This is a genomic window from Ruegeria sp. AN6 (assembly GCF_056540425.1).
On record NZ_JBQFWR010000020.1, the window covers coordinates 24,661 to 44,383 of the forward strand.

The following is a 19,723-nucleotide window of genomic DNA, read 5'->3' on the forward strand; positions in this document are numbered from 1 at the left end:
TTAACGCGGCCAAAGACAACGGGAGAGGTGCGACCGATTCACACCTTTTCGCCAGAGACGCAAAGATCAAACGATCAGGACAGAAAATGAAGAATGCTTTGATGCTTTCCGGGCTTGCAACAGCCCTCTCCAGCCTTCCCGCCATGGCTCAGGAGCTTGAGATTATTGGCAAGCCGGTGGCAGGCGGCGTTGGTTTCCAGCCTGCGACCACCAGTCTTGCCGAAGGAATTCAGAGTCTCGACAATATGATTCTGGTGATCATCACGGTCATCTGCCTGTTTGTCGCCGGTCTGCTGCTCTACTGCATCGTGCGATACAATCGGCGTGCGAATCCTGAGCCTGCGCGGTTTTCCCACTATACCCCGGTTGAGATTGCGTGGACCCTTGGGCCAATCCTAATTCTGGTTTTCATTGGCGCATTCTCGCTGCCGGTTCTGTTCAAGCAACAAGAGATCCCAGAGGGCGACATCACCATCAAGGTCGTGGGTAACCAGTGGTACTGGACTTACGAATATGTCGATCACGATTTCGCATTCGACAGCTACTTGCTGGGCCATCCGGCCACTTTGGATGAGGGCGCGCGCCCTGCGGATGCAGATGTAACGCCATTTGTGCTGGATGACGCAATGCGCGCCAAGCTGGCCGATGCGGGCTACAGCCAGGATGAGTGGCTGCTCGCGACGGACACGGCGGTAGTTGTTCCAGTTGGTAAGATCATTGTCATGCAGGTTACTGCGTCTGACGTGATCCATTCGTGGACCATCCCGTCATTCGGCGTAAAGCAGGACGGCGTACCAGGTCGTTTGGCCGAACTGTGGTTCCAGGCTGATAAGGAAGGCGTCTATTTCGGCCAGTGCTCGGAACTGTGCGGCAAAGACCATGCCTATATGCCGATCACCGTCAAAGTGGTCAGCGAAGAGGCATATGAGCAGTGGCTGCAGGGCGCTCTGGAAGAGTATGCAGGTAAGCCTGTTTCCTATCAGGTGGCCTCGAACTAAGCCGACTAAGGCCTAGGTAAACATGTGCGGGCTGCGCGGGTTTCGCGCAGCTTTTGCCCCGAAAAGGACCAAAGATGAGCGACGCAAGCTTCAATGCCAGCACCGTTTCCGCGCAGACCCGCGCGGACGAGGCCAGCTTTGGCGATTATTTTGCCCTGCTGAAGCCACGCGTGATGTCGCTGGTGGTGTTTACGGCTTTGGTTGGATTGCTTGCGGCCCCGGTTCCAGTACATCCGTTTGTAGGATTCTGCGCCATCCTGTTTATCGCGATCGGTGGTGGTGCGTCTGGCGCGCTGAACATGTGGTGGGACGCGGATATCGACCGCGTGATGAAGCGCACCAAAGGCCGCCCGATCCCGTCCGGCAAGGTCGAGGAAGGCGAGGCATTGGCATTGGGACTGGCTCTGTCTGGCCTGTCCGTCATCATGCTGGGTCTGGCAACCAACTGGTTCGCCGGCACGTTTCTGGCCTTTACCATCTTCTTCTATGTCGTCGTCTACACGATGTGGCTAAAGCGTTCGACACCGCAGAATATCGTGATCGGTGGTGCCGCAGGGGCGTTCCCTCCGGTGATCGGATGGGTTGCGGCCACAGGTTCGATGACGCTTGAGCCGTGGTTGATGTTCGCCCTGACATTCATGTGGACGCCGCCGCATTTCTGGGCTTTGGCGCTGTTTATGCGCTCGGACTATGACGACGCAGGCGTGCCGATGCTGACCGTTACGCACGGCCGCCGTGCAACACGCTGGCACATTCTGGTCTATACCGCACTGCTTGCGGTGCTGGCGGTGGGCACCGCGTTCTCGGAGATCGGAGGCCCGATCTATCTGGTGGTCGCACTGGTTCTGAACGGCTTGTTCCTGCGGGGCGCCTGGCAGATTTCCCGCCGAAATGAAGACAATGTCGAATCCGACAATTTCAAGGTCGAGCGCAGCTTCTTCAAGCTGTCGTTGCTGTATCTCTTCCTGCATTTTGGCGCGATTCTGGCTGAGGCGCTGCTGAAACCCTATGGGCTGGGAGGCTGGTCATGAGCCTGCGCAAAAGCCACGAGCTGCATCAGCGTCGGTTCAGCCGCAATCTGGGCGTGGGCCTAACACTGGCCGCGTTCATCGTGATCATCTTTGGACTGACGATCGTGAAGGTCTCGGGCACTGATTTCAACATGGCACCACAAGAGGTGCAGAACTGATGGCGTTGACCGGTCCTCAGAAAACCGTTGCACAAACGGTTGGTGTGGTTGTCCTGATGGGCAGCCTCGCTTGGGCAGCTGTGCCGTTTTATGACTGGTTTTGCCGGGTCACCGGCTTTGGTGGGACGACCGGCGTGGCCGAAGTCGCACCAGACGAGATTCTGGACCGCACCGTCACCGTGCGTTTTGACGCGTCAAAAGCCAAAGACATGGCCTGGGAGTTCAAGCCGGTCGAGCGCGAGATGGAAGTCCGCATTGGTGAGACCGGGCTGGCCTTCTACGAAGCCTATAACCCAACTGATCGCCCGATTGCGGGACAGGCGTCATACAATGTCGCCCCGTATTCTGCCGGTGGATATTTTCAGAAGATTGCCTGTTTCTGCTTTGAAGAGCAGGTTCTGCAACCCGGAGAGCGGGTTGAGATGCCGGTGACTTTCTTCGTCGATCCAGAGATGGTCGAAGATTTAGAAGCCAAGTATGTGCATACGATCACTCTGTCGTATACATTCTACGAAATTGACCTGCCCGAGGGCTATGCCGCCCTTGACGTGCAGGCTGAGACAAACAAGAACTAACGCCTGTAGGTGAGGGACGCTGATGGCACACGCAAAAGACCATGATTATCACATTCTGAACCCGTCGATCTGGCCATTGATCGGCGCGGTATCTGGCTTTGTGATGCTATTCGGGGCTGTTCTGTGGATGCACGGGATTACCCCGTGGATCTTCTGGATGGGACTGATCGGTGTTCTTTACACCATGTTCGCATGGTGGTCCGAAGTGGTGGTCGAAAGCCGTCAGGGCGACCATACGCCGGTTGTGCGTATTGGTCTGCGCTATGGCTTCATCCTGTTCGTGATGTCCGAAGTGATGTTCTTCTTTGCCTGGTTCTGGTCGTTCTTCAAGCATCGCATGTACCCGATGTACGACTATGCTGGCACCGAGTACATCCAGCCCGACATTCACGCGGTTGACCCGTTCCACCTGCCGCTGATCAACACTCTGGTGCTGCTACTGTCGGGTTGTGCGATCACTTGGGCACACCATGCTCTGGTGCATGACAATGACCGCAAGGCACTGATCAATGGCCTAGCCATTGGCATCGTTCTGGGTATCGCGTTTACTGCATTGCAGGGCTTTGAGTACTACGAGTTGCTGGCCCACGAAGGCTGGAAGTTTGGCGATGACCAGTTCTACTCGAACTTCTTCATGGCAACTGGTTTCCACGGTTTCCACGTCATCATTGGAACCATCTTCCTGTCGGTCTGCTTGATCCGCGCCCTGAAAGGCGATTTTACGCCTGAGAAACACGTCGGGTTCGAAGCGGCAGCCTGGTACTGGCACTTCGTTGACGTCGTCTGGCTGTTCCTGTTCTTCGCCGTTTACATCTGGGGTCAAGCTCCGCTGATGTGACACCGGTCAGGTGATTCAATTGCAAAAAAGCCGCCCCAAGGGGCGGCTTTTTCTCTATAAGGTGCGCAAGATTGCGCCCCATACAATTGCGTGGTTGCAATTAGACCAACACGCGCCGTAACAAGACGCCGATTTCTGCAACAAGGTTTGGCCCCGCCATGCGCCGCATTCTGTTTCTGCTGATTTTCGGCCTCGCGGGTTTGGGCGTGCTGATATCGCTCGGCGTGTGGCAAATGCAGCGTCTGGCTTGGAAACAGGGCATTTTGGCCGAGATCGAAGCGCGCATTACGGCTGATCCGGTTGATCTCCCCGAGACCGTTACGGAAGCAGATGACAAGTATCTTCCTGTCACACTCTTCGGAGATATGAAGCCAGAGGAAATCCACGTTCTGGTCTCGGTCAAGCAGGTTGGGGCTGGGTACCGGATCATTCAGCCCTTCAGCACCGCTGGTCGCATAATTCTTGTGGATCGGGGCTTTGTACCGACGACCGCCAAGCAGGCCGATCGTGTGACTGGCCCGATGGAGGTCTCAGGCAATCTGCACTGGCCTAATGAAATCGACAGCTACACGCCCGTGCCAGATATCGATGGCAACATCTGGTTTGCGCGTGACGTGCCCACTCTGGCAGCGGCGCTAGCTACAGAGCCTGTGCTGTTGATCGCCCGGTCCAAAACGGACCCTGACATAACACCTCTTCCGGTGGACACGGCGGGTATCCCGAACGACCACCTTCAATATGCAATCACATGGTTTGGTTTGGCTCTGGTTTGGGCCGCAATGACCGGATACTTCCTGTGGCGCAACCGCGCCCCTTCTGAGAGAGAAGAGCAATGAGATATATCTCGACCCGTGGCCAAGCGCCGGAACTAAGCTTTGAAGAAGCGATGCTGACCGGGCTGGCACGTGATGGTGGCCTGTACCTTCCGGCCGAGATCCCTGTGATGTCGCAGGACAAAATTGCTGAGTTGGCAGGGTTGCCCTACGAAGAAATCGCATTCCGCGTCATGTGGCCCTACGTCAACGAGTCATTCGCCGAGGATGAGTTCAAGGCTATCATCGCCCGCGCTTACGATGGTTTTGGACACGACGCCCGCGCGCCGTTGAAGCAGCTGAACGAGAACCATTTTCTGCTGGAGCTGTTTCACGGACCCACGCTGGCCTTCAAAGACTTCGCCATGCAGCTAATCGGCCAACTGTTTCAGGTGGCGCTGAAACGGCGCGGTGATCGCGTGACCATCGTCGGTGCGACAAGCGGCGATACTGGTTCAGCTGCCATTGAGGCGTTTCGAGGGCTGGACGCGGTGGATGTGTTCATCCTGTTCCCGCATGGCCGTGTTTCGGAAGTGCAACGTCGTCAGATGACGACGCCCGCCGATAGTAATGTGCACGCGCTGGCTGTGGATGGGGACTTTGACGATTGCCAGGCCGCGCTGAAGGATATGTTCAACGATTTCGACTTCCGTGACAGCGTGAAACTGGCGGGGGTAAACTCGATCAACTTCGCGCGTGTTCTGGCACAGATCGTGTACTATTTCTCGGCAGCTGTCAGTGTGGGCGCGCCGCATCGCAAGGTCAGCTTTACCGTCCCCACAGGCAACTTTGGCGACATCTTCGCAGGCTATCTGGCCAAGCGTATGGGATTGCCCATCGACCGTCTGGTCGTGGCAACCAACCAGAACGACATTTTGCATCGCTGTCTGTCGGGCGAAGGGTATTTCAAGGGTGACACGATCCCTTCGATCAGCCCGTCGATGGATATTCAGGTCAGTTCCAACTTTGAGCGCGCACTGTACTTTGCCTATGGTGAGGATGGTGGTGCCGTTGCGCAATTGATGGATGAACTGAAGAACGGTGGCTTCAACGTCAGCCAAGGCGCGATGGAAGCGCTACGGGAAAGCTTCGACTCGGGTCGTGTATCTGAGGATGAGACACTGGCCACAATCAAACACACTCTGACCCACAGCGCCGAACTGGTTTGTCCGCACACTGCCGTTGGTATCAAGGTCGCTGAAGAACATCGCTCTGCCGACGTTCCGATGATCACTCTGGCGACCGCACACCCCGCGAAATTCCCGGCAGCGGTTGAGAAGGCAAGCGGCGAACATCCGCCTCTTCCATCCCGCATGTCTGATCTGTATGAACGTCCGGAACGGGTGACACGGATTGCCAACGATCTGGGTGCCCTTGAGGATCATATCAGAAGGCATATTGCTGAGTGACAGTCAGACAGGACCAACTGAAGAACGGCTTTCGTATCGTCAGTGAACATATGCCGGGGCTGCAATCTGCAGCGATTGGCATCTGGGTAACCGCCGGTGGGCGGCATGAGCGGATCGAACAGAACGGCATCGCGCATTTCCTTGAGCATATGGCGTTCAAGGGAACCGAGCGGCGATCCGCGCTGCAAATCGCCGAGGCGATCGAGGATGTGGGCGGATATATCAATGCCTACACATCGCGTGAAGTCACGGCATATTACGCGCGCGTCCTGAAGGATGACGTGGCGCTGGCGATGGACGTGATCGGCGACATCGTTCTGAACCCAGTGTTTGATCCGCGCGAGATCGAGGTCGAGCGCGGCGTGATCCTGCAAGAGATTGGTCAGGCTTATGACACGCCCGATGATGTTATCTTCGATTGGTTGCAAGAACAGAGCTACCACGACCAGCCTCTGGGCCGCACCATTCTGGGGCCGACTGAGCGGGTAAGTGCATTCTCGCGTGAAGACCTGTCGGGTTTCGTGGCCGAGCATTACGGGCCGGAACAAATGATCCTGTCCGCTGCGGGTGCGGTGGATCATGACGCCCTGATGAAGATGGCGGAAGAAATGTTCGGCCATCTGCAGCCGCGCAAAGGTCTGACCCCTGAAATTGCCCGCTTTACCGGTGGTGAGGCACGGCAGGAAAAAGATCTGGAACAGGCCCATTTCGCGCTGGCCCTGGAGAGCCCAGGCTATCGCGATGATGCGATCTATACCGCACAGATTTATTCGACGGCTTTAGGCGGCGGCATGTCTTCGCGCCTGTTTCAGGAAGTGCGCGAAACGCGTGGTCTCTGCTACACGATATTTGCACAGACGGGCGCCTATGCCGACACCGGTACGACCACGATCTATGCGGGCACCTCCGCCGATCAAGTTGCCGAACTGGCCACGATCACCATCGACGAGATGAAGCGCGCCGCCGGCGACATGAATGACGAAGAAGTGGCCCGTGCCCGCGCACAGATGAAGGCTGGAATGCTGATGGGGCTGGAAAGCCCCTCGAACCGGGCCGAACGTCTGGCGCGTCTGGTGCAGATTTGGGGGCGGGTGCCGTCGCTTGAGGATACGGTTGCCAAGATCGACGCGGTCAGTACCGAGAATGTGCGCGCCTTTGCTGAAAAGATGGCCATGCAGGCCCCGGCGGCGCTGGCGCTGTACGGGCCGGTTTCGAGTGCGCCATCGCTGGCAGAGCTGCAGGAGAGGCGTGCGGCGTGATGCTACTGGGCAGACGCAAGCTTAAACTCGAAACCGAGCGGCTGAGCCTGCGCCCGCCTGTCCATTCCGATTTCAATGATTGGGCGGCGCTGCGGCGCGCGTCAAAAGAATACCTGATCCCGTGGGAGCCGGTTTGGGCGAAGGATCACCTGAGTCGCAAATCTTTTACCAACCGGGTTTACTGGGCACAGCGCTCGGTTGCCGGCGGTACGGCGATTCCGCTATTTCTGTTTCGCCGTACGGATAATGTCCTGCTGGGGGCCATCACGCTGGATAATATCCGCCGTGGCCCAGCGCAGGCCGGAACGCTGGGATACTGGACCGGGCAATCCTTTGCCCGTCAGGGCTTCATGCGCGAAGCGATTGGAGCGGTGGTTCATCACGCTTTTACCCGTCTGGACCTCAGCCGGATCGAAGCCGCCTGTTTGCCGGAAAACAAGGCCTCGCGCGGGTTGCTGGAAAGCTCGGGCTTCAAATATGAAGGCGTGGCGCAATCCTATCTGCAGATCAACGGGCGGTGGCGGACCCATGTTCTGTATGCGTCTTTGCGGTCTGATCGGCGCGGGAAGACCGACGTAGGTTAGGGGGCGCTGCCCCGTCGCGGCGGGCCACGCCTCCCCCGGAGTATTTTGGCCAGATGAACAAGGGGCATGACTTGCGGGCGTTCTGCGCTACACTCGACGCATGTGGCGGGTTGTTGCGGTATTGATGATGATCTCGGGCGGGGCTGTGGCGCAGGAGCGGCGGCCTAGTCACTGTATCGCTATTGCAGATGCAGCGCCGGGGATTGAATATCTTCACAAAGCGGCCTGGCAGGATCCCGTGCCAGAGTTTTCGGTTCGGATCAGCTATGTCGCGCATGCATCGTTTTTGATCCAGACACAGGGTGGATTGAACGCGGTGACTGATTTCACCGGCTTTATCGGCGGCGCAGCGCTGATTCCAGACGTAGTCACGATGAACCATGCGCACAGCACCCACTGGACCGCCCATCCCGATCCGGCCATCCCGTACGTCCTGCCCGGCTGGGGTGAGTTCGGGCAGGGCATTGAACATCATCTCGATCTGGGAGAGCTGCTTGTGCGTAATGTGTCGACCGATATTCGATCGGCCTACAGTGGGGTGGAAGAGCGCGGGAACTCGATCTTTGTGTTCGAAGTAGAGGGGTTGTGCATCGGTCATCTGGGACATCTGCATCATATACCCTCGGACGAACAATTCGCGGCATTGGGTCGGCTTGATGTGGTCATGGCCGCAGTGGATGGTGGGACGACCATGCCTCTGCCCGAAATGATCCAAGTTCTGAAGCGGCTGAAAAGCTCGATCATTATTCCAATGCACTGGTTTTCAGACTTCTCGCTTGAACGATTTCTAGTGGATATACGTGAGGATTTTCCAGTTGAGCGAGATGGAGTTTCGGAACTCATCGTATCATTGCGGACTTTGCCAGACCGACCGACGGTCGTCGTGTTGGAACCCCAGTATCTGATTGAGCAGGAATAGGGCTTGCCGCTGCCGTTGGCCTTTGGCAGGGAGTGGGTATGACTCTGTACCCCGCCGATGACCGCTTTGCCGAAGCAGTACGCGCCCAGCTGGGCGATGATGTACTGAGGCCCGTTTCCGAACGCTATCTTGAAGAGCCACGTCAGCGGTTTGTGGGGCAGGGCGGGTTGCTGGCCTTGCCTAAGACCGTAGAAGAGGTATCGGCCCTGGTCCGGTTGGCTGCTGACGCGTGCGTGCCCGTTGTTCCATATGGCGGCGGCACCGGTCTGGTGGGTGGGCAGGTTGCGCCGGATGGCCCTACGCCGTTGATCATCTCGCTAGAGCGGATGTCAGCAATCCGTGCGATCTACCCGACCGAAAACATTCTCGTTGCTGAAGCGGGTGCCATTCTGGCTGATGTACAGGCGGCAGCCGAGGATTCCGAACGGTTGTTTCCTCTGTCGCTGGCGGCTCAGGGGTCTTGTCGGATCGGGGGCAATCTGGCCACCAATGCCGGCGGCGTGAATGTGCTGCGCTATGGTAATGCACGCGATCTATGTTTGGGGCTTGAGGTGGTATTGCCAAGCGGTGATATCTGGCATGGGCTTAGTCGTTTGCGCAAAGACAACACCGGTTATGACCTGCGCGACCTGACGATCGGGTCCGAAGGGACGCTGGGGATCATCACTGCGGCGGCACTGAAGCTGTTCCCGCAACCCAAAGGGGTCGGAACGGCGATGCTAGAGGTTGCCTCGCCTGAGGCCGCAATTGATCTGTTATCATTGGCGCGGGATCAGGTGGGCGAGGCGATCAGCACGTTTGAGCTAATCCACAGGCAAGGGCTGCAGTTTCTGACCGAGGTTCTGCCAAACATTCGGCAACCCTTTGCGAAGCCACCGGAATGGAGCGTCCTGATCGAGTTGGGCCTGTCTGCCGGTCAAGACCCTTCGGACATGCTCGAGGAAATCTATGTTGCGGCCGATGAACGCGGTCTGGTGGGGGATGCCGTCATTGCTCAGAGCGAGGCTCAAAGAGCTGAATTATGGGCAGTGCGCGAGCAGATTCCCGAGGCCAACCGCTTGATCGGGTCTGTCTCAAGTCATGATATCTCGGTTCCAATCTCACGAATCCCCGAATTTATCCAGCGCGGCGCGCGTGTGGTTGCCAAACAGGGGCCGTTCCGGGTGAATTGCTTTGGCCATTTGGGTGATGGGAACCTGCACTACAACGTGTTTCCGCCTGCCGGTCACGACAAGGCCGAGTTTGATCCGCAACGCAGTGCCGTTAAACGTGCCGTGCATGATCTGGTACATGAATTTGAAGGATCGGTAAGTGCGGAACATGGTGTTGGTAGGCTCAAGACTGACGATCTTGAAGACTATGGCGATCCGGTAAGATTGCAGGCCATGCGTGCCATCAAGATGGCGCTTGATCCAAAGGGGATCATGAACCCCGGTGCGGTTCTTAAAAACTAAGCGCGACCCGGTCGACTACCGGGCCGCGCCACAAGTTCATGACGCAGGCAGAATAACTTTGTCGATCACATGGATCACGCCGTTCTCGGCCTCAATATCGGCTTGCACCACGTTGGCATCATTTACCATGACGCCATTGTCCAGATCGATAGTAATATCCCCGCCTTGTACGGTTGCGGCGGTCATGTCATCGGACAAATCACCCGACATCACTTTGCCAGGCACAACATGATAGGTAAGGATCGCGACAAGTTGGTCTTTGTTTTCCGGCTTTAGCAGATTTTCTACCGTGCCTTCGGGCAGCGCTGCAAACGCCTCATCCGTGGGCGCGAACACAGTGAACGGCCCGTCACCCTTTAACGTTTCAACCAGTTCGGCGGCCTGTACCGCAGCGACGAGCGTTGCGAAGCTGCCTGCACCCACTGCAGTATCGACGATATCTTTAGAATGCCCGTCTGCCAGGGCAGAACTGGTCAACAGAAGACTTGCAACTCCAGCAACAGCGAATTTGCGAAACATGACGTGATTTCCCTTGTTGAGAATGCCTTAGGTGGCATCATTCGGGGTACGCAGTATGTTCACAAAGAGATCAGAGATATTAAGCGTCGCAGTTTCTTGAAATTCGCCTTAACCGAGCTAAGCTTGCGGGTCGCACGAATTCCAGTCACGAGTCCGTGAATTGTGTGATGGTCAGAGCCCTTCGAACTCGCACAGAACGTGCACATCCATACCCAGATCTTCCAGCGCTTTGCGACCACCTAGTTCGGGCAAGTCGATGATGAATGCGCAAGAGATAATCTCGCCCCCCAGCCGTTCGATCAACTTGATGCCAGCGGCAGCGGTGCCGCCTGTAGCGAGCAGGTCGTCAACGACCAGAATTTTTTCACCCGGCTGGATGGCATCATCATGAATCTCAACGATGGCTTCGCCATATTCCAGCTTATAGTCTTGGCTGATCGTAGTGCCGGGCAGCTTGCCTTTCTTGCGAATTGGCACAAAGCCAACGCTCAACTGATGTGCTATGGCACCGCCCAGAATGAAGCCGCGTGCCTCAAGACCCACGACCTTATCGATCCGCTCGCCCGCATAGGGGTGCAGCATCTGGTCGATTGCCATACGAAACCCGCGCGGATCAGCAAACAGGGTGGTGACGTCCCGGAACATGATCCCCTCATGCGGGAAATCGACAATGGTCCGAATGTAATCCTTGACCGTTTTGTTTCTGGACATGGGCCACCTCTTTGGCATCAAACACGCGGGGGTGTTTGACCCATCAGGGTCGGTCATGCAAGAAAACTTTGGCGCCTGCGGCTACTTGCGGCGGCGGCCGATGGCGTTTGGCAGGCCATGGTAACGAAACTGAGCATTCGAGAGGCACGAATTGCGCGGTTTACGTCAGCCACGCGCTCAATCCGCCGGTTCATCCGGACGTTCATGAAGGATAATGCCAAAGACTGACCTTATGCAGGGCGGCGCAATACAGCTGTTGCGACGCCCATTCCGATCAGAGTCAGCCCTCCGAACCGGGTCATGGCAGTGATGACGTTTGTCCGTCCGATCATGCGGCGCAGCCGATCCGCCAGCAACGCATAGGCGAGTGCGTTTAGCCCGGCGAGACCGACGAAGGTGGCGATCAGTATTGCGAATTGCGGCCCCAACGGATCAGTCGGGCGCAGGAACTGCGGTACAAACGCAATGAAGAAAGCGATTGATTTCGGGTTCAACGCGGTGACGGCGGCCGCATGGCCAAAGACACTGCGGGCGGTGACATTTCGTTCAGTCTCAATAGCCTGTAAACCACCAGAAGGCGCGCTGCGAAGAAGTTTGATGCCCAGCCAAATCAGATAAACAGCACCCACCCATTTCAGCAAAGTGAACAGGGTAGCCGAGGCCAATACCAGCGCGCCCAGCCCCAACAGCGATGCAGTCATCGCCACCAGATCACCCAAAGCCACGCCAGTTGCCGAGGCAACCGCAACGCTGCGCCCTTTCGACAGCGCATAGCTGAGAACCAGCAGAACCGTCGGCCCGGGGATCATCAGCAGAGCGGTCGATGCGGCCACAAAGGCGAGCCAGAGTTCAAGTGACATTGGAAATCCTATCGATGCGTCGCCCACACCAAGCCTCGCCGCGACAGCGAGGTCAAGCCTTTGCGTGTTCTGTTAGGCGGCGCATCACCGTCTCTAATGGTCCGTGCTTGAATTTACTGAACCAAAGCAGGGCAAATAGTGACGACAAGACACAGAAGAACAGGGCGTACATCGCGATTTGCGGCGCGCTCAGCGATCCGTTTAGCAGTCCGAGTTCTTCCAGCAGCCCCATTCCAATCAGGATATGGGCCATATAAAGCGTCAGGCTTTGTCGTCCCGGCGCGGTCAGAAACGTCGCGATCCCACTCCGCTCGATTATTGGCCAGAGCTTCAATAACAACCCGATCACCATACAGGCGGTCCCAGTCCCCGCCATTATGTAGAATGGCCCGGGCGGGATCGACTCGGTCCCCAAATAGACTGCCAATTCCGGGTCTGATGTTAACATCTGCGGAAACAGAGCCAGCACCGCTGCGCCAAAGCCCCACATGATCAACCGATGCTGAATGCAAAGGGTATGAATGCCGGACCGCCCGATCGCCATTCCGATCAATAGGAATGCTGCCCACGGCAAGACCGGATGCCAGCCGTTGAAAAGTGCGTTGCGAATAAATCCGGGCAAGCTCCAGATATCGGTATACACCAGCGTTTCCCAATCCCAGCCCTGATCATAGTTGAAGATCAGGTTGGCGAATACTGTGAGGATCAGGATTCCCAGCGCTCCCAGCCACAGCCCGCGTTTCGAAGCCGTCAGAAACGCGGCACCGACTACAAAGTAAAGCGCATAAAAATGCAGGATATCGGCGTCGAATATGGTCATATTTATGAGACCGATCACAAACAGAAACGCAGCTCTGCGTAGCAATAATCCTGCTGAGATACGTGACAATCCGATACTAATCCCGGCGAGAACTACGAACAAAGCAGCTGCGCGCCCTTCCAGCGCATCAATCAAAACAGAGGCCCAATCAGTGCCCGGAGCGACTTCGGCTGCGATACGGAAGTTAACCAACACCATACCGCAAAAGGCTAAAAAGCGGGCAGCATCCAGCGCGTCCAATCGTTTCATAACGCCTCTCTATGCTCGGGCTGGGTTGGCTAAGTGTATGCCTTTTCATCGATAATTGGCTTCAACATGGCGTGGCATCAGGGCATTTCAACTGCCGCTATCTCAAACGCCAGGGGTTCTTGCATTGCGGCAACAGATTTAAGATTGGATGAAGCTTGGCTCATGCATCTTGAAACGCGCTTAAGACTTCCCACACTCGCAGTACGACAAAAGGAGGGGGCAATGGTTCAAACACAACATGCAGATACTAAGACAAGTTCCAGCCACTTTGGCGTTGAGCGTGTAAAAGACATTCTGGTTGGGCTGCTGCTGACCGGTGCGATCATCTATACAGGCATCGTCGGTTACATGTTTCTTAACCAGCAATCTCTGCTTTACAAACCCGATGGTGAATTGCCCGACCCGTCCAGCGTTGGATTGGCAGATGTTGAGATGCAATCGGTCCCGATGACCGATGGCACAGTGCTGACAGTCTGGACCGCGCCGGCTGCGGTTCCCGATGCACCGACAGTCCTGTTTTTCCACGGCCAAAGCGGCAATCTGGGTGATCGCGCTGATCGTTTGCGCGAAATTCTCAACTCAGGCTATGGCTTGCTGGCCCCCAGCTATCGTGGCTTTCCGGGCAGCGAGGGTGAGCCTTCGGAACTGGCGCTGATCTCTGATGGCGTGCAACTTTTTGACCGGCTGACCGGAAAGGGTGAAGCCGTTGTTTTGCACGGACAAAGCCTCGGCACCGGCATCGCGGCCGCCGTTGCTGCTGAGCGCCCCGAGGCGGAATTGCTTGTGCTCGAAGCCCCATTCACTGCAACCGTCGATGTCGCTGCGGAACGCTATCCGTTTCTTCCTGTCTCTGTCCTGATGAAGGATCAGTTTGCCACCCGCGACCTGATCGAACAGATCACGGTGCCGACGTTGATCTTTCACGGCACCGAGGATGAAACCATCCCGCTGCACCACGGACAGGCTCTGGCCGAGATGTCTGATATCGCGCAGCTTTACGTGATCCCGGACGGAACCCACAACGATCTGTGGTCATATGGCCTGTGGGACGAGGTACAAAAGAACCTGTCTCAGGACTGAGATCATAGGACCCGCCCAGCCACCGCATCCAGCTTGGCCAACAAGGCCGGTTCACGTTTTTCTGGCGCAGTCAGGATGGCATATTCCAGCGCCCGGTCGCAGCCATGCGGGCAGGGCACACGTTCGGCCTCCAATAAGGCGGGCAGGCCTTTGACCAGCGCCCGGCCTTTCTCGGCGTTGCCGGTCAGCGTGGCGATGATTGCGGTTACGTCGACCTCGCCGTGGTCCGGGTGCCAGCTGTCATAATCGGTGACCATGGCGATCGAGGCATAACAAAGCTCGGCCTCGCGGGCGAGTTTCGCTTCCGGCATATTGGTCATGCCGATCACATCACAGCCCCAGTGCTCGCGATACATCTTTGATTCCGCCAGAGAGGAAAACTGCGGCCCCTCCATCGCCAGATAAGTGCCGCCCCGATGGATATTGATGCCTGCGGCTTTGCCAGCTGTCTCGCAGGCATCCGACAGGCGTGGGCAAGTTGGATGGGCAACGCTCACATGGGCGACGCAGCCGGTTCCGAAAAAGCTCTTTTCGCGGGCAAATGTCCGGTCGATGAACTGATCCACGATCACGAAATCACCCGGCGCCATAGGTTCGCGGAATGACCCGCAGGCCGACACCGAAATCACATCCGTTACGCCCAGCCGCTTCAACGCGTCGATATTGGCGCGATAGGGCACTTCGGTTGGTGAATGCACATGACCGCGCCCGTGACGCGGCAGAAAGGCCATCTCAATACCGTCCAGTGACCCGGTCAGAATCTGATCTGAGGGATCGCCCCATGGTGTCTCCACAGTGACCCATTCGGCATTTTCCAGACCATCGATGTCATAGATACCCGATCCTCCGATGACGGCGATTTTTGTTTGGGTCACGTTTGCTCTCCATTGAAATTATCTTCTTGGTGAGTTCTGCGGGCCACGGCCTCATTTGACAAGTAGGTTCAACGGTTTGTGTGCACCTGCGTCAAGCTATGCGCCGGGCGCATATCAGGGTCCCGCTTAACGCAGTATCTCGAGGCTGGTTTGACCGCTAGAAGGCCCCTTTCGCGCGAACAAAACCGACCAACAGGACCGATCCATGCCCCGAGCCATGCTGGCAAGCTTTGCCAATCGTATAGCCAAACCCGATTTGCGCTGGGTCCCGGACGAAGGGCTAACCTTTTCCCGCCTGCGGATCGAGCTTTTGTCTGGCCTCACCGTCGCTTTGGCTCTGGTCCCCGAAGCTGTGGCCTTTGCCTTTGTTGCGGGGGTGCACCCTCTGGTCGGATTGTACGCGGCATTTCTGGTTGGTCTGATCACCGCGCTGATCGGTGGCCGTCCGGGCATGATTTCGGGCGCAACCGGGGCACTAGCGGTTGTCATGGTCGCTCTGGTCGCGGAACACGGGGTCGAATACCTGTTCGCGACCGTTGTCCTGATGGGGATCATGCAGATTATCGCAGGAGCAATGCACTGGGGCCGGTTCATCCGCCTTGTGCCGCATCCGGTGATGCTGGGTTTTGTGAACGGTCTGGCGATCGTGATCTTTCTGGCGCAGCTGGGGCAGTTCAAAGTGCCCGGAACCATGGAAAACACCGGCCACGGCATGAGCGGCGGTGAGTGGCTGTCAGGCCTACAACTCTACACGATGCTGGGTCTGGTTGCGCTGACCATGGCGGTGATATGGGTCATGCCTCGCATCACGCGTGTCATCCCTGCGCCTCTGGCCGGGATCGTGGTTGTGGCCGCGCTGGTGATCGGTATCGGTCTGGATGTCCCTCGTGTCGGCGATCTGGCCTCGATCGAGGGCGGCCTGCCCGGCTTCCACATTCCGATGGTGCCGCTGACGTGGGAGACCTTTGAGATCATCCTGCCCTACGCCCTGATCCTTGCCGCAATTGGTCTGATCGAATCCCTGCTGACCCTGAACCTTGTTGGTGAGATCACCGGCAAACGCGGTGGAGCCTCGCAGGAATGCATCGCGCAAGGCACAGCAAACGTCGTCACCGGCTTTTTCGGCGGCATGGGTGGCTGTGCTATGATTGGTCAGTCGATGATCAACGTAAAATCCGGCGGACGGACGCGTATCGCAGGTATCGCCGCCGCACTGTTCCTGTTGTTCTTCATCCTTGTGGGCTCGCCCCTGATCGAGCAGATTCCGTTGGCCGCGCTGGTGGGTGTGATGTTCATGGTGGTGATCGGAACCTTTGCCTGGAACTCGCTGAAGATCATGCGCAAGGTGCCTTTGATGGACGCCTTCGTCATCGTTCTCGTGACCGTCGTGACGGTGATGGAAGACCTTGCGGTGGCCGTTGTGGTTGGAGTGATCGTATCGGCACTGGCGTATGCCTGGAACAACGCCAAACGCATCCACGCGGTCACACGCGACTCGGAAACCGAAGAAGGTGCAAAGGTCTACGAGATCCAAGGCCCGCTGTTTTTTGGCTCGTCCGAGGGTTTTGTGGAATTGTTCGACGTGCCGAACGACCCCGAGACTGTGATTATCGATTTTGCCGCCAGCCGTGTGGTGGACCAATCCGCGCTACAGGCCATCGAAAACATCGCCGCCAAATACGAGGCGGCCGGCAAACGCGTCATGCTGCGGCACCTGAGCCGCGACTGCCATACGCTGTTGAACAAGGCGGGCCATCTGATGGTCGATAGCGATGACGACCCGGATTACGAATTGGCCGTCGATTATTCGGTCCGCACGGGTATTTTGGGCGGTCACTGAGTATTTTGCGAGGCTCTGCCTCGCGCTCCGGGATATTTAAGGCCAGATGAAGAGCGGATCTCGTGCTTCACCTGGCTAAAAATATCTCGGGGTAGTCGCCCGAAGGGCGGCGGGGGCTGGCCCCCATGCCAATGCTTCAGTCGTCGGGACGGTTGAGCGAGAACAACTCGGTTACTACAGAATAATCCCGATACCCCAACCGCGCGAGAGGGTTGAATGAGGTTACGTCAAACTTGCCGTCGCGGATGTGGTCGTCATGCAGGTGCACGCCGGTAACCTCACCAAAAACAACTCGGTTGGCCTCACCGGGTAGGGTCACGATCTGCGTTAGTTTACATTCCAGCGCTGCGGGTGCGCCTGCGACCCGCGAGCAGGCGATCGTTTCGCATTCAATCGGGGTCAGCCCGGCATGGGCGAACTCATCGACGTGCTTCTCCAAACCCTCTGAGCTGGCATTCATCGCGTCGCGATGCGCATGCGCCACGACGTTGACGCAGAACACGCCTGTGGCCTCGATATTGGCGATGCTGTCTTTACCACCGTTCTGATCGTGTTTGGTGCCGGTTGTCGCGAACATTACCTGCGGTGGGGTGTAAGCGACGCCGTTGAAGAAGGAATAGGGGGCTAGGTTGTTGATCCCCTCTGCATCGCGCGATGAAATCCAGCCGATGGGGCGCGGCGTGATGATGGCGTTGAACGGGTTGTGCGGCAAGCCGTGGCCGTCTTCGGGGCGATAGAACATATGGACTCCAAGCGTTTGCCCAAGGCCTATCGAAGTGCTAGGGCGATTTCCAGCAAGGATAAGAGGGCGCGCGTGCAGCAATTCAAGATCAGGCCGGAAGAGCCAGAGGACTGGTGGGAGGTCGAAGCGCTCTATGACCTGTGCTTTGCACCAGGCCGCGAGGCGTTATCGTCCTATCGGCTGCGCGATGATGTGCCGCCGGTTGCCGGGCTGTCGCTGGTCGCGCGTGACGGGCTGGAAATTCTGGCGGGCGCGATCCGGTTTTGGCCTGTCCATGTGGGCGATCACGACGCGCTGTTGCTGGGTCCGGTGGCCGTGCATCCAACCCATCAGGGCGAGGGGCTGGGTGGCTATTTAATCCATCAGGGTGTTGAAGCCGGGCGCGCCAAAGGGTGGGATCGGATCATGCTGGTGGGTGATGCGCCCTATTATGCACGATTTGGTTTCAATCGACTTTCCGGTGTCGAAATGCCTCCGCCGACCAACCCGGATCGTGTGCTTGGGTTAGAGCTGACACCCGGAGTTTGGTCCGGAATCCAAGGGGTTGTCACCCGTTGGACTCGTTGACCCATTGAAAACCCGCTGCAAAGTGCCGATGTTTTCAAGACAGGAGGGCACAGATGCAGGACGTCGTTCTTGTCGAAAAACTCGATCCCGAGGCCGAACTTGACCGGCTGGCGCAACTTTATGGATCGGCAGGTGGTGCGGGGGTAAACCTGTTGAACAAATTGGGCGGGTCTGCAGAATCCCTGCTGGATCAGCTGCCAAAACCAGTGCGGGAAGGACTGACCGAAGCAACCGAACAGGCGCTTTGGCTGGCCATGCATGCCGCCGAAGGCACGCGCCGGGCGGTGCCGGATCAGAAACCTTGGGTCAATACGGCGCTGACTACCGCCATGGGCGCAGCCGGAGGCCTGGGCGGCGTGTCAACAGCTTTGGTTGAACTGCCCGCGACCACAGCAATGATGCTACGTGCCATCCAAGGCGCGGCAGCACGCGAAGGGTTCGATCCGAAGGCTGAAAACGTGAAATTCGACTCGATCCGGGTGCTGTCAGCCGCAGGACCGCTGGCCGAGGATGATGGGGCTGATCTGGGCTTTTTCTCGATGCGTCTGACCCTGACGGGGCCAACCATGCAGCGCCTGATTGCGCTGGTTGCTCCGCGCTTGTCGGTCGTGCTGGGCCAGAAGCTCGCGGCGCAGTCCGTACCGCTGCTTGGTGCGCTTGCCGGGGGTGGCACGAACTTTATTTATACCCGCTACTATCAGCAGATCGCGCAGGTGCATTTCGGGCTCCGTCGATTGGCAATTGACGCCGACATCCCTCATGACGAGTTGGTGCGCCGATTGTCGGGACGGATGGACCTTAGGCAAGGAACTTTCCCGTAATGCTTGGCAGATTCCACCAGATATGATAAATATCACTTTATAAACCGCAACATAAGCGGAGCGAGCAGTAGGTATGAACCGTGTTTGACGGGCGCAGTGGCGTGGCTAGCAGGCTTTCGGCAGAGGGGCTTTCTCTGTCCGGGGCGCTGCCTGTGTTTACCCAATCTGCTGCACTTTGTTATCGCATCAAATGTGGTGCGCCTGAAATTTTGTTGATCACGACCCGTCGGGCGCAACGCTGGATCATTCCAAAAGGGTGGCTCATCAACGGGCTATCTGCGCCAGAAACTGCCGCGCGGGAGGCCTGGGAAGAGGCGGGCGTGCTTGGAAAATGTGGAACTGAAAGTCTGGGCCGATTTGCATACGTAAAGAAGCGATCTAACAATGCCTCTGCGTTGTGTCTGGTCGATGTTTTTCCGCTGTATGTACAGCAAATGGAAACTCGTTTCCCCGAAGCCGGTAAACGCAGAAGGAAGTGGTATTCGCCTGAAAAAGCATCGGCGAAGGTGTCATCCCCTGAGCTTGCTGCACTTTTGGACGGATTCGGTGGCCATTCGCACTAGTGGGTCAAGATCAAGACTTGATATTGCCATGTTGGTCGG

The 19,723-nt window shown here is 57.3% G+C and carries 22 protein-coding genes; 16 read left to right on the forward strand and 6 right to left on the reverse strand.

Annotation, left to right across the window (positions count from 1 at the left end):
- Positions 1-86 precede the first annotated feature (86 nt).
- From coxB to ACR0MQ_RS20740, 11 genes are all read left to right on the forward strand, one after another.
- Complete coding sequence (coxB, locus tag ACR0MQ_RS20690; protein ID WP_170772762.1) at positions 87-998, forward strand: cytochrome c oxidase subunit II; 912 nt, start codon at positions 87-89, stop codon at positions 996-998.
- A gap of 74 nt (positions 999-1,072) precedes the next feature.
- A complete protein-coding gene (cyoE, locus tag ACR0MQ_RS20695) occupies positions 1,073-2,029 on the forward strand; it encodes a heme o synthase (protein ID WP_480610533.1) in 957 nt (318 codons plus the stop codon).
- Positions 2,026-2,187, forward strand: a complete 162-nt coding sequence (locus ACR0MQ_RS20700; protein WP_010441671.1) for a hypothetical protein — start codon at positions 2,026-2,028, stop codon at positions 2,185-2,187. The genes cyoE and ACR0MQ_RS20700 overlap by 4 nt, the downstream gene beginning before the upstream one ends.
- Complete coding sequence (locus tag ACR0MQ_RS20705) at positions 2,187-2,762, forward strand: cytochrome c oxidase assembly protein (protein WP_170541589.1); 576 nt, start codon at positions 2,187-2,189, stop codon at positions 2,760-2,762. The genes ACR0MQ_RS20700 and ACR0MQ_RS20705 overlap by 1 nt, the downstream gene beginning before the upstream one ends.
- 22 nt (positions 2,763-2,784) lie before the next feature.
- Positions 2,785-3,600 carry a cytochrome c oxidase subunit 3 gene (locus ACR0MQ_RS20710; RefSeq protein ID WP_010441673.1) on the forward strand — a complete coding sequence of 272 codons (816 nt, stop codon included), beginning with the start codon at positions 2,785-2,787 and terminating at the stop codon, positions 3,598-3,600.
- 158 nt (positions 3,601-3,758) lie between these two features.
- Positions 3,759-4,436 (forward strand): SURF1 family protein, encoded by a 678-nt coding sequence (locus ACR0MQ_RS20715; protein WP_480610536.1) that lies wholly within the window; start codon positions 3,759-3,761, stop codon positions 4,434-4,436.
- Positions 4,433-5,821, forward strand: coding sequence for a threonine synthase (thrC, locus tag ACR0MQ_RS20720; RefSeq protein ID WP_170772756.1), 1,389 nt, complete (start codon positions 4,433-4,435; stop codon positions 5,819-5,821). Before ACR0MQ_RS20715 ends, thrC begins: the two co-directional genes overlap by 4 nt.
- On the forward strand, positions 5,818-7,080 hold the full coding sequence (locus ACR0MQ_RS20725) for a M16 family metallopeptidase (RefSeq protein ID WP_170541576.1): 1,263 nt from the start codon (positions 5,818-5,820) through the stop codon (positions 7,078-7,080). Before thrC ends, ACR0MQ_RS20725 begins: the two co-directional genes overlap by 4 nt.
- On the forward strand, positions 7,080-7,664 hold the full coding sequence (locus ACR0MQ_RS20730; RefSeq protein ID WP_170541702.1) for a GNAT family N-acetyltransferase: 585 nt from the start codon (positions 7,080-7,082) through the stop codon (positions 7,662-7,664). Before ACR0MQ_RS20725 ends, ACR0MQ_RS20730 begins: the two co-directional genes overlap by 1 nt.
- Positions 7,665-7,764: 100 nt before the next feature.
- On the forward strand, positions 7,765-8,583 hold the full coding sequence (locus tag ACR0MQ_RS20735) for an MBL fold metallo-hydrolase (protein WP_170473247.1): 819 nt from the start codon (positions 7,765-7,767) through the stop codon (positions 8,581-8,583).
- Between the two features lie 38 nt (positions 8,584-8,621).
- Positions 8,622-10,037 (forward strand): FAD-binding oxidoreductase, encoded by a 1,416-nt coding sequence (locus tag ACR0MQ_RS20740; protein ID WP_480610539.1) that lies wholly within the window; start codon positions 8,622-8,624, stop codon positions 10,035-10,037.
- A gap of 36 nt (positions 10,038-10,073) precedes the next feature.
- Here ACR0MQ_RS20740 and ACR0MQ_RS20745 read toward each other — a convergent pair whose 3' ends face one another.
- The 4 genes from ACR0MQ_RS20745 to ACR0MQ_RS20760 all read right to left on the reverse strand — a co-directional run bounded on the left by ACR0MQ_RS20745 (position 10,074) and on the right by ACR0MQ_RS20760 (position 13,196).
- Positions 10,074-10,556: a fasciclin domain-containing protein gene (locus ACR0MQ_RS20745; protein ID WP_170772750.1), complete on the reverse strand. Its 483-nt coding sequence runs from the start codon at positions 10,554-10,556 to the stop codon at positions 10,074-10,076.
- Positions 10,557-10,727: 171 nt separating this feature from the next.
- Complete coding sequence (locus ACR0MQ_RS20750) at positions 10,728-11,267, reverse strand: adenine phosphoribosyltransferase (protein ID WP_010441681.1); 540 nt, start codon at positions 11,265-11,267, stop codon at positions 10,728-10,730.
- 230 nt (positions 11,268-11,497) lie between these two features.
- A complete protein-coding gene (locus tag ACR0MQ_RS20755; protein ID WP_170772748.1) occupies positions 11,498-12,127 on the reverse strand; it encodes a LysE family translocator in 630 nt (209 codons plus the stop codon).
- Between the two features lie 52 nt (positions 12,128-12,179).
- Positions 12,180-13,196 (reverse strand): DUF418 domain-containing protein, encoded by a 1,017-nt coding sequence (locus ACR0MQ_RS20760; RefSeq protein WP_480610542.1) that lies wholly within the window; start codon positions 13,194-13,196, stop codon positions 12,180-12,182.
- Between the two features lie 222 nt (positions 13,197-13,418).
- On the opposite strand from ACR0MQ_RS20760, the gene ACR0MQ_RS20765 reads away from it, so the two are divergent.
- Positions 13,419-14,276 carry an alpha/beta hydrolase gene (locus ACR0MQ_RS20765; protein WP_170772743.1) on the forward strand — a complete coding sequence of 286 codons (858 nt, stop codon included), beginning with the start codon at positions 13,419-13,421 and terminating at the stop codon, positions 14,274-14,276.
- Between the two features lie 2 nt (positions 14,277-14,278).
- Here ACR0MQ_RS20765 and ACR0MQ_RS20770 read toward each other — a convergent pair whose 3' ends face one another.
- On the reverse strand, positions 14,279-15,151 hold the full coding sequence (locus ACR0MQ_RS20770) for an S-methyl-5'-thioadenosine phosphorylase (protein ID WP_480610545.1): 873 nt from the start codon (positions 15,149-15,151) through the stop codon (positions 14,279-14,281).
- 205 nt (positions 15,152-15,356) lie between these two features.
- Between ACR0MQ_RS20770 and ACR0MQ_RS20775 the strand changes: the two genes are divergently transcribed.
- On the forward strand, positions 15,357-16,991 hold the full coding sequence (locus tag ACR0MQ_RS20775) for a SulP family inorganic anion transporter (protein WP_170772739.1): 1,635 nt from the start codon (positions 15,357-15,359) through the stop codon (positions 16,989-16,991).
- Positions 16,992-17,127: 136 nt separating this feature from the next.
- On the opposite strand, the gene ACR0MQ_RS20780 is transcribed toward ACR0MQ_RS20775, so the two are convergent.
- A complete protein-coding gene (locus ACR0MQ_RS20780) occupies positions 17,128-17,733 on the reverse strand; it encodes a flavin reductase family protein (protein WP_170772737.1) in 606 nt (201 codons plus the stop codon).
- Positions 17,734-17,805: 72 nt separating this feature from the next.
- On the opposite strand from ACR0MQ_RS20780, the gene ACR0MQ_RS20785 reads away from it, so the two are divergent.
- The 3 genes from ACR0MQ_RS20785 (at position 17,806) to ACR0MQ_RS20795 (ending at position 19,684) form a co-directional block, all read left to right on the forward strand.
- Positions 17,806-18,300 (forward strand): GNAT family N-acetyltransferase, encoded by a 495-nt coding sequence (locus ACR0MQ_RS20785; RefSeq protein ID WP_170772736.1) that lies wholly within the window; start codon positions 17,806-17,808, stop codon positions 18,298-18,300.
- Positions 18,301-18,353: 53 nt separating this feature from the next.
- A complete protein-coding gene (locus tag ACR0MQ_RS20790; protein WP_170473211.1) occupies positions 18,354-19,121 on the forward strand; it encodes an EcsC family protein in 768 nt (255 codons plus the stop codon).
- 101 nt (positions 19,122-19,222) lie between these two features.
- The gene (locus tag ACR0MQ_RS20795; protein WP_260023036.1) at positions 19,223-19,684 is read left to right on the forward strand and encodes an NUDIX hydrolase; all 462 of its coding nucleotides are present in this window, start codon (positions 19,223-19,225) and stop codon (positions 19,682-19,684) included.
- Positions 19,685-19,723 lie beyond the last annotated feature (39 nt).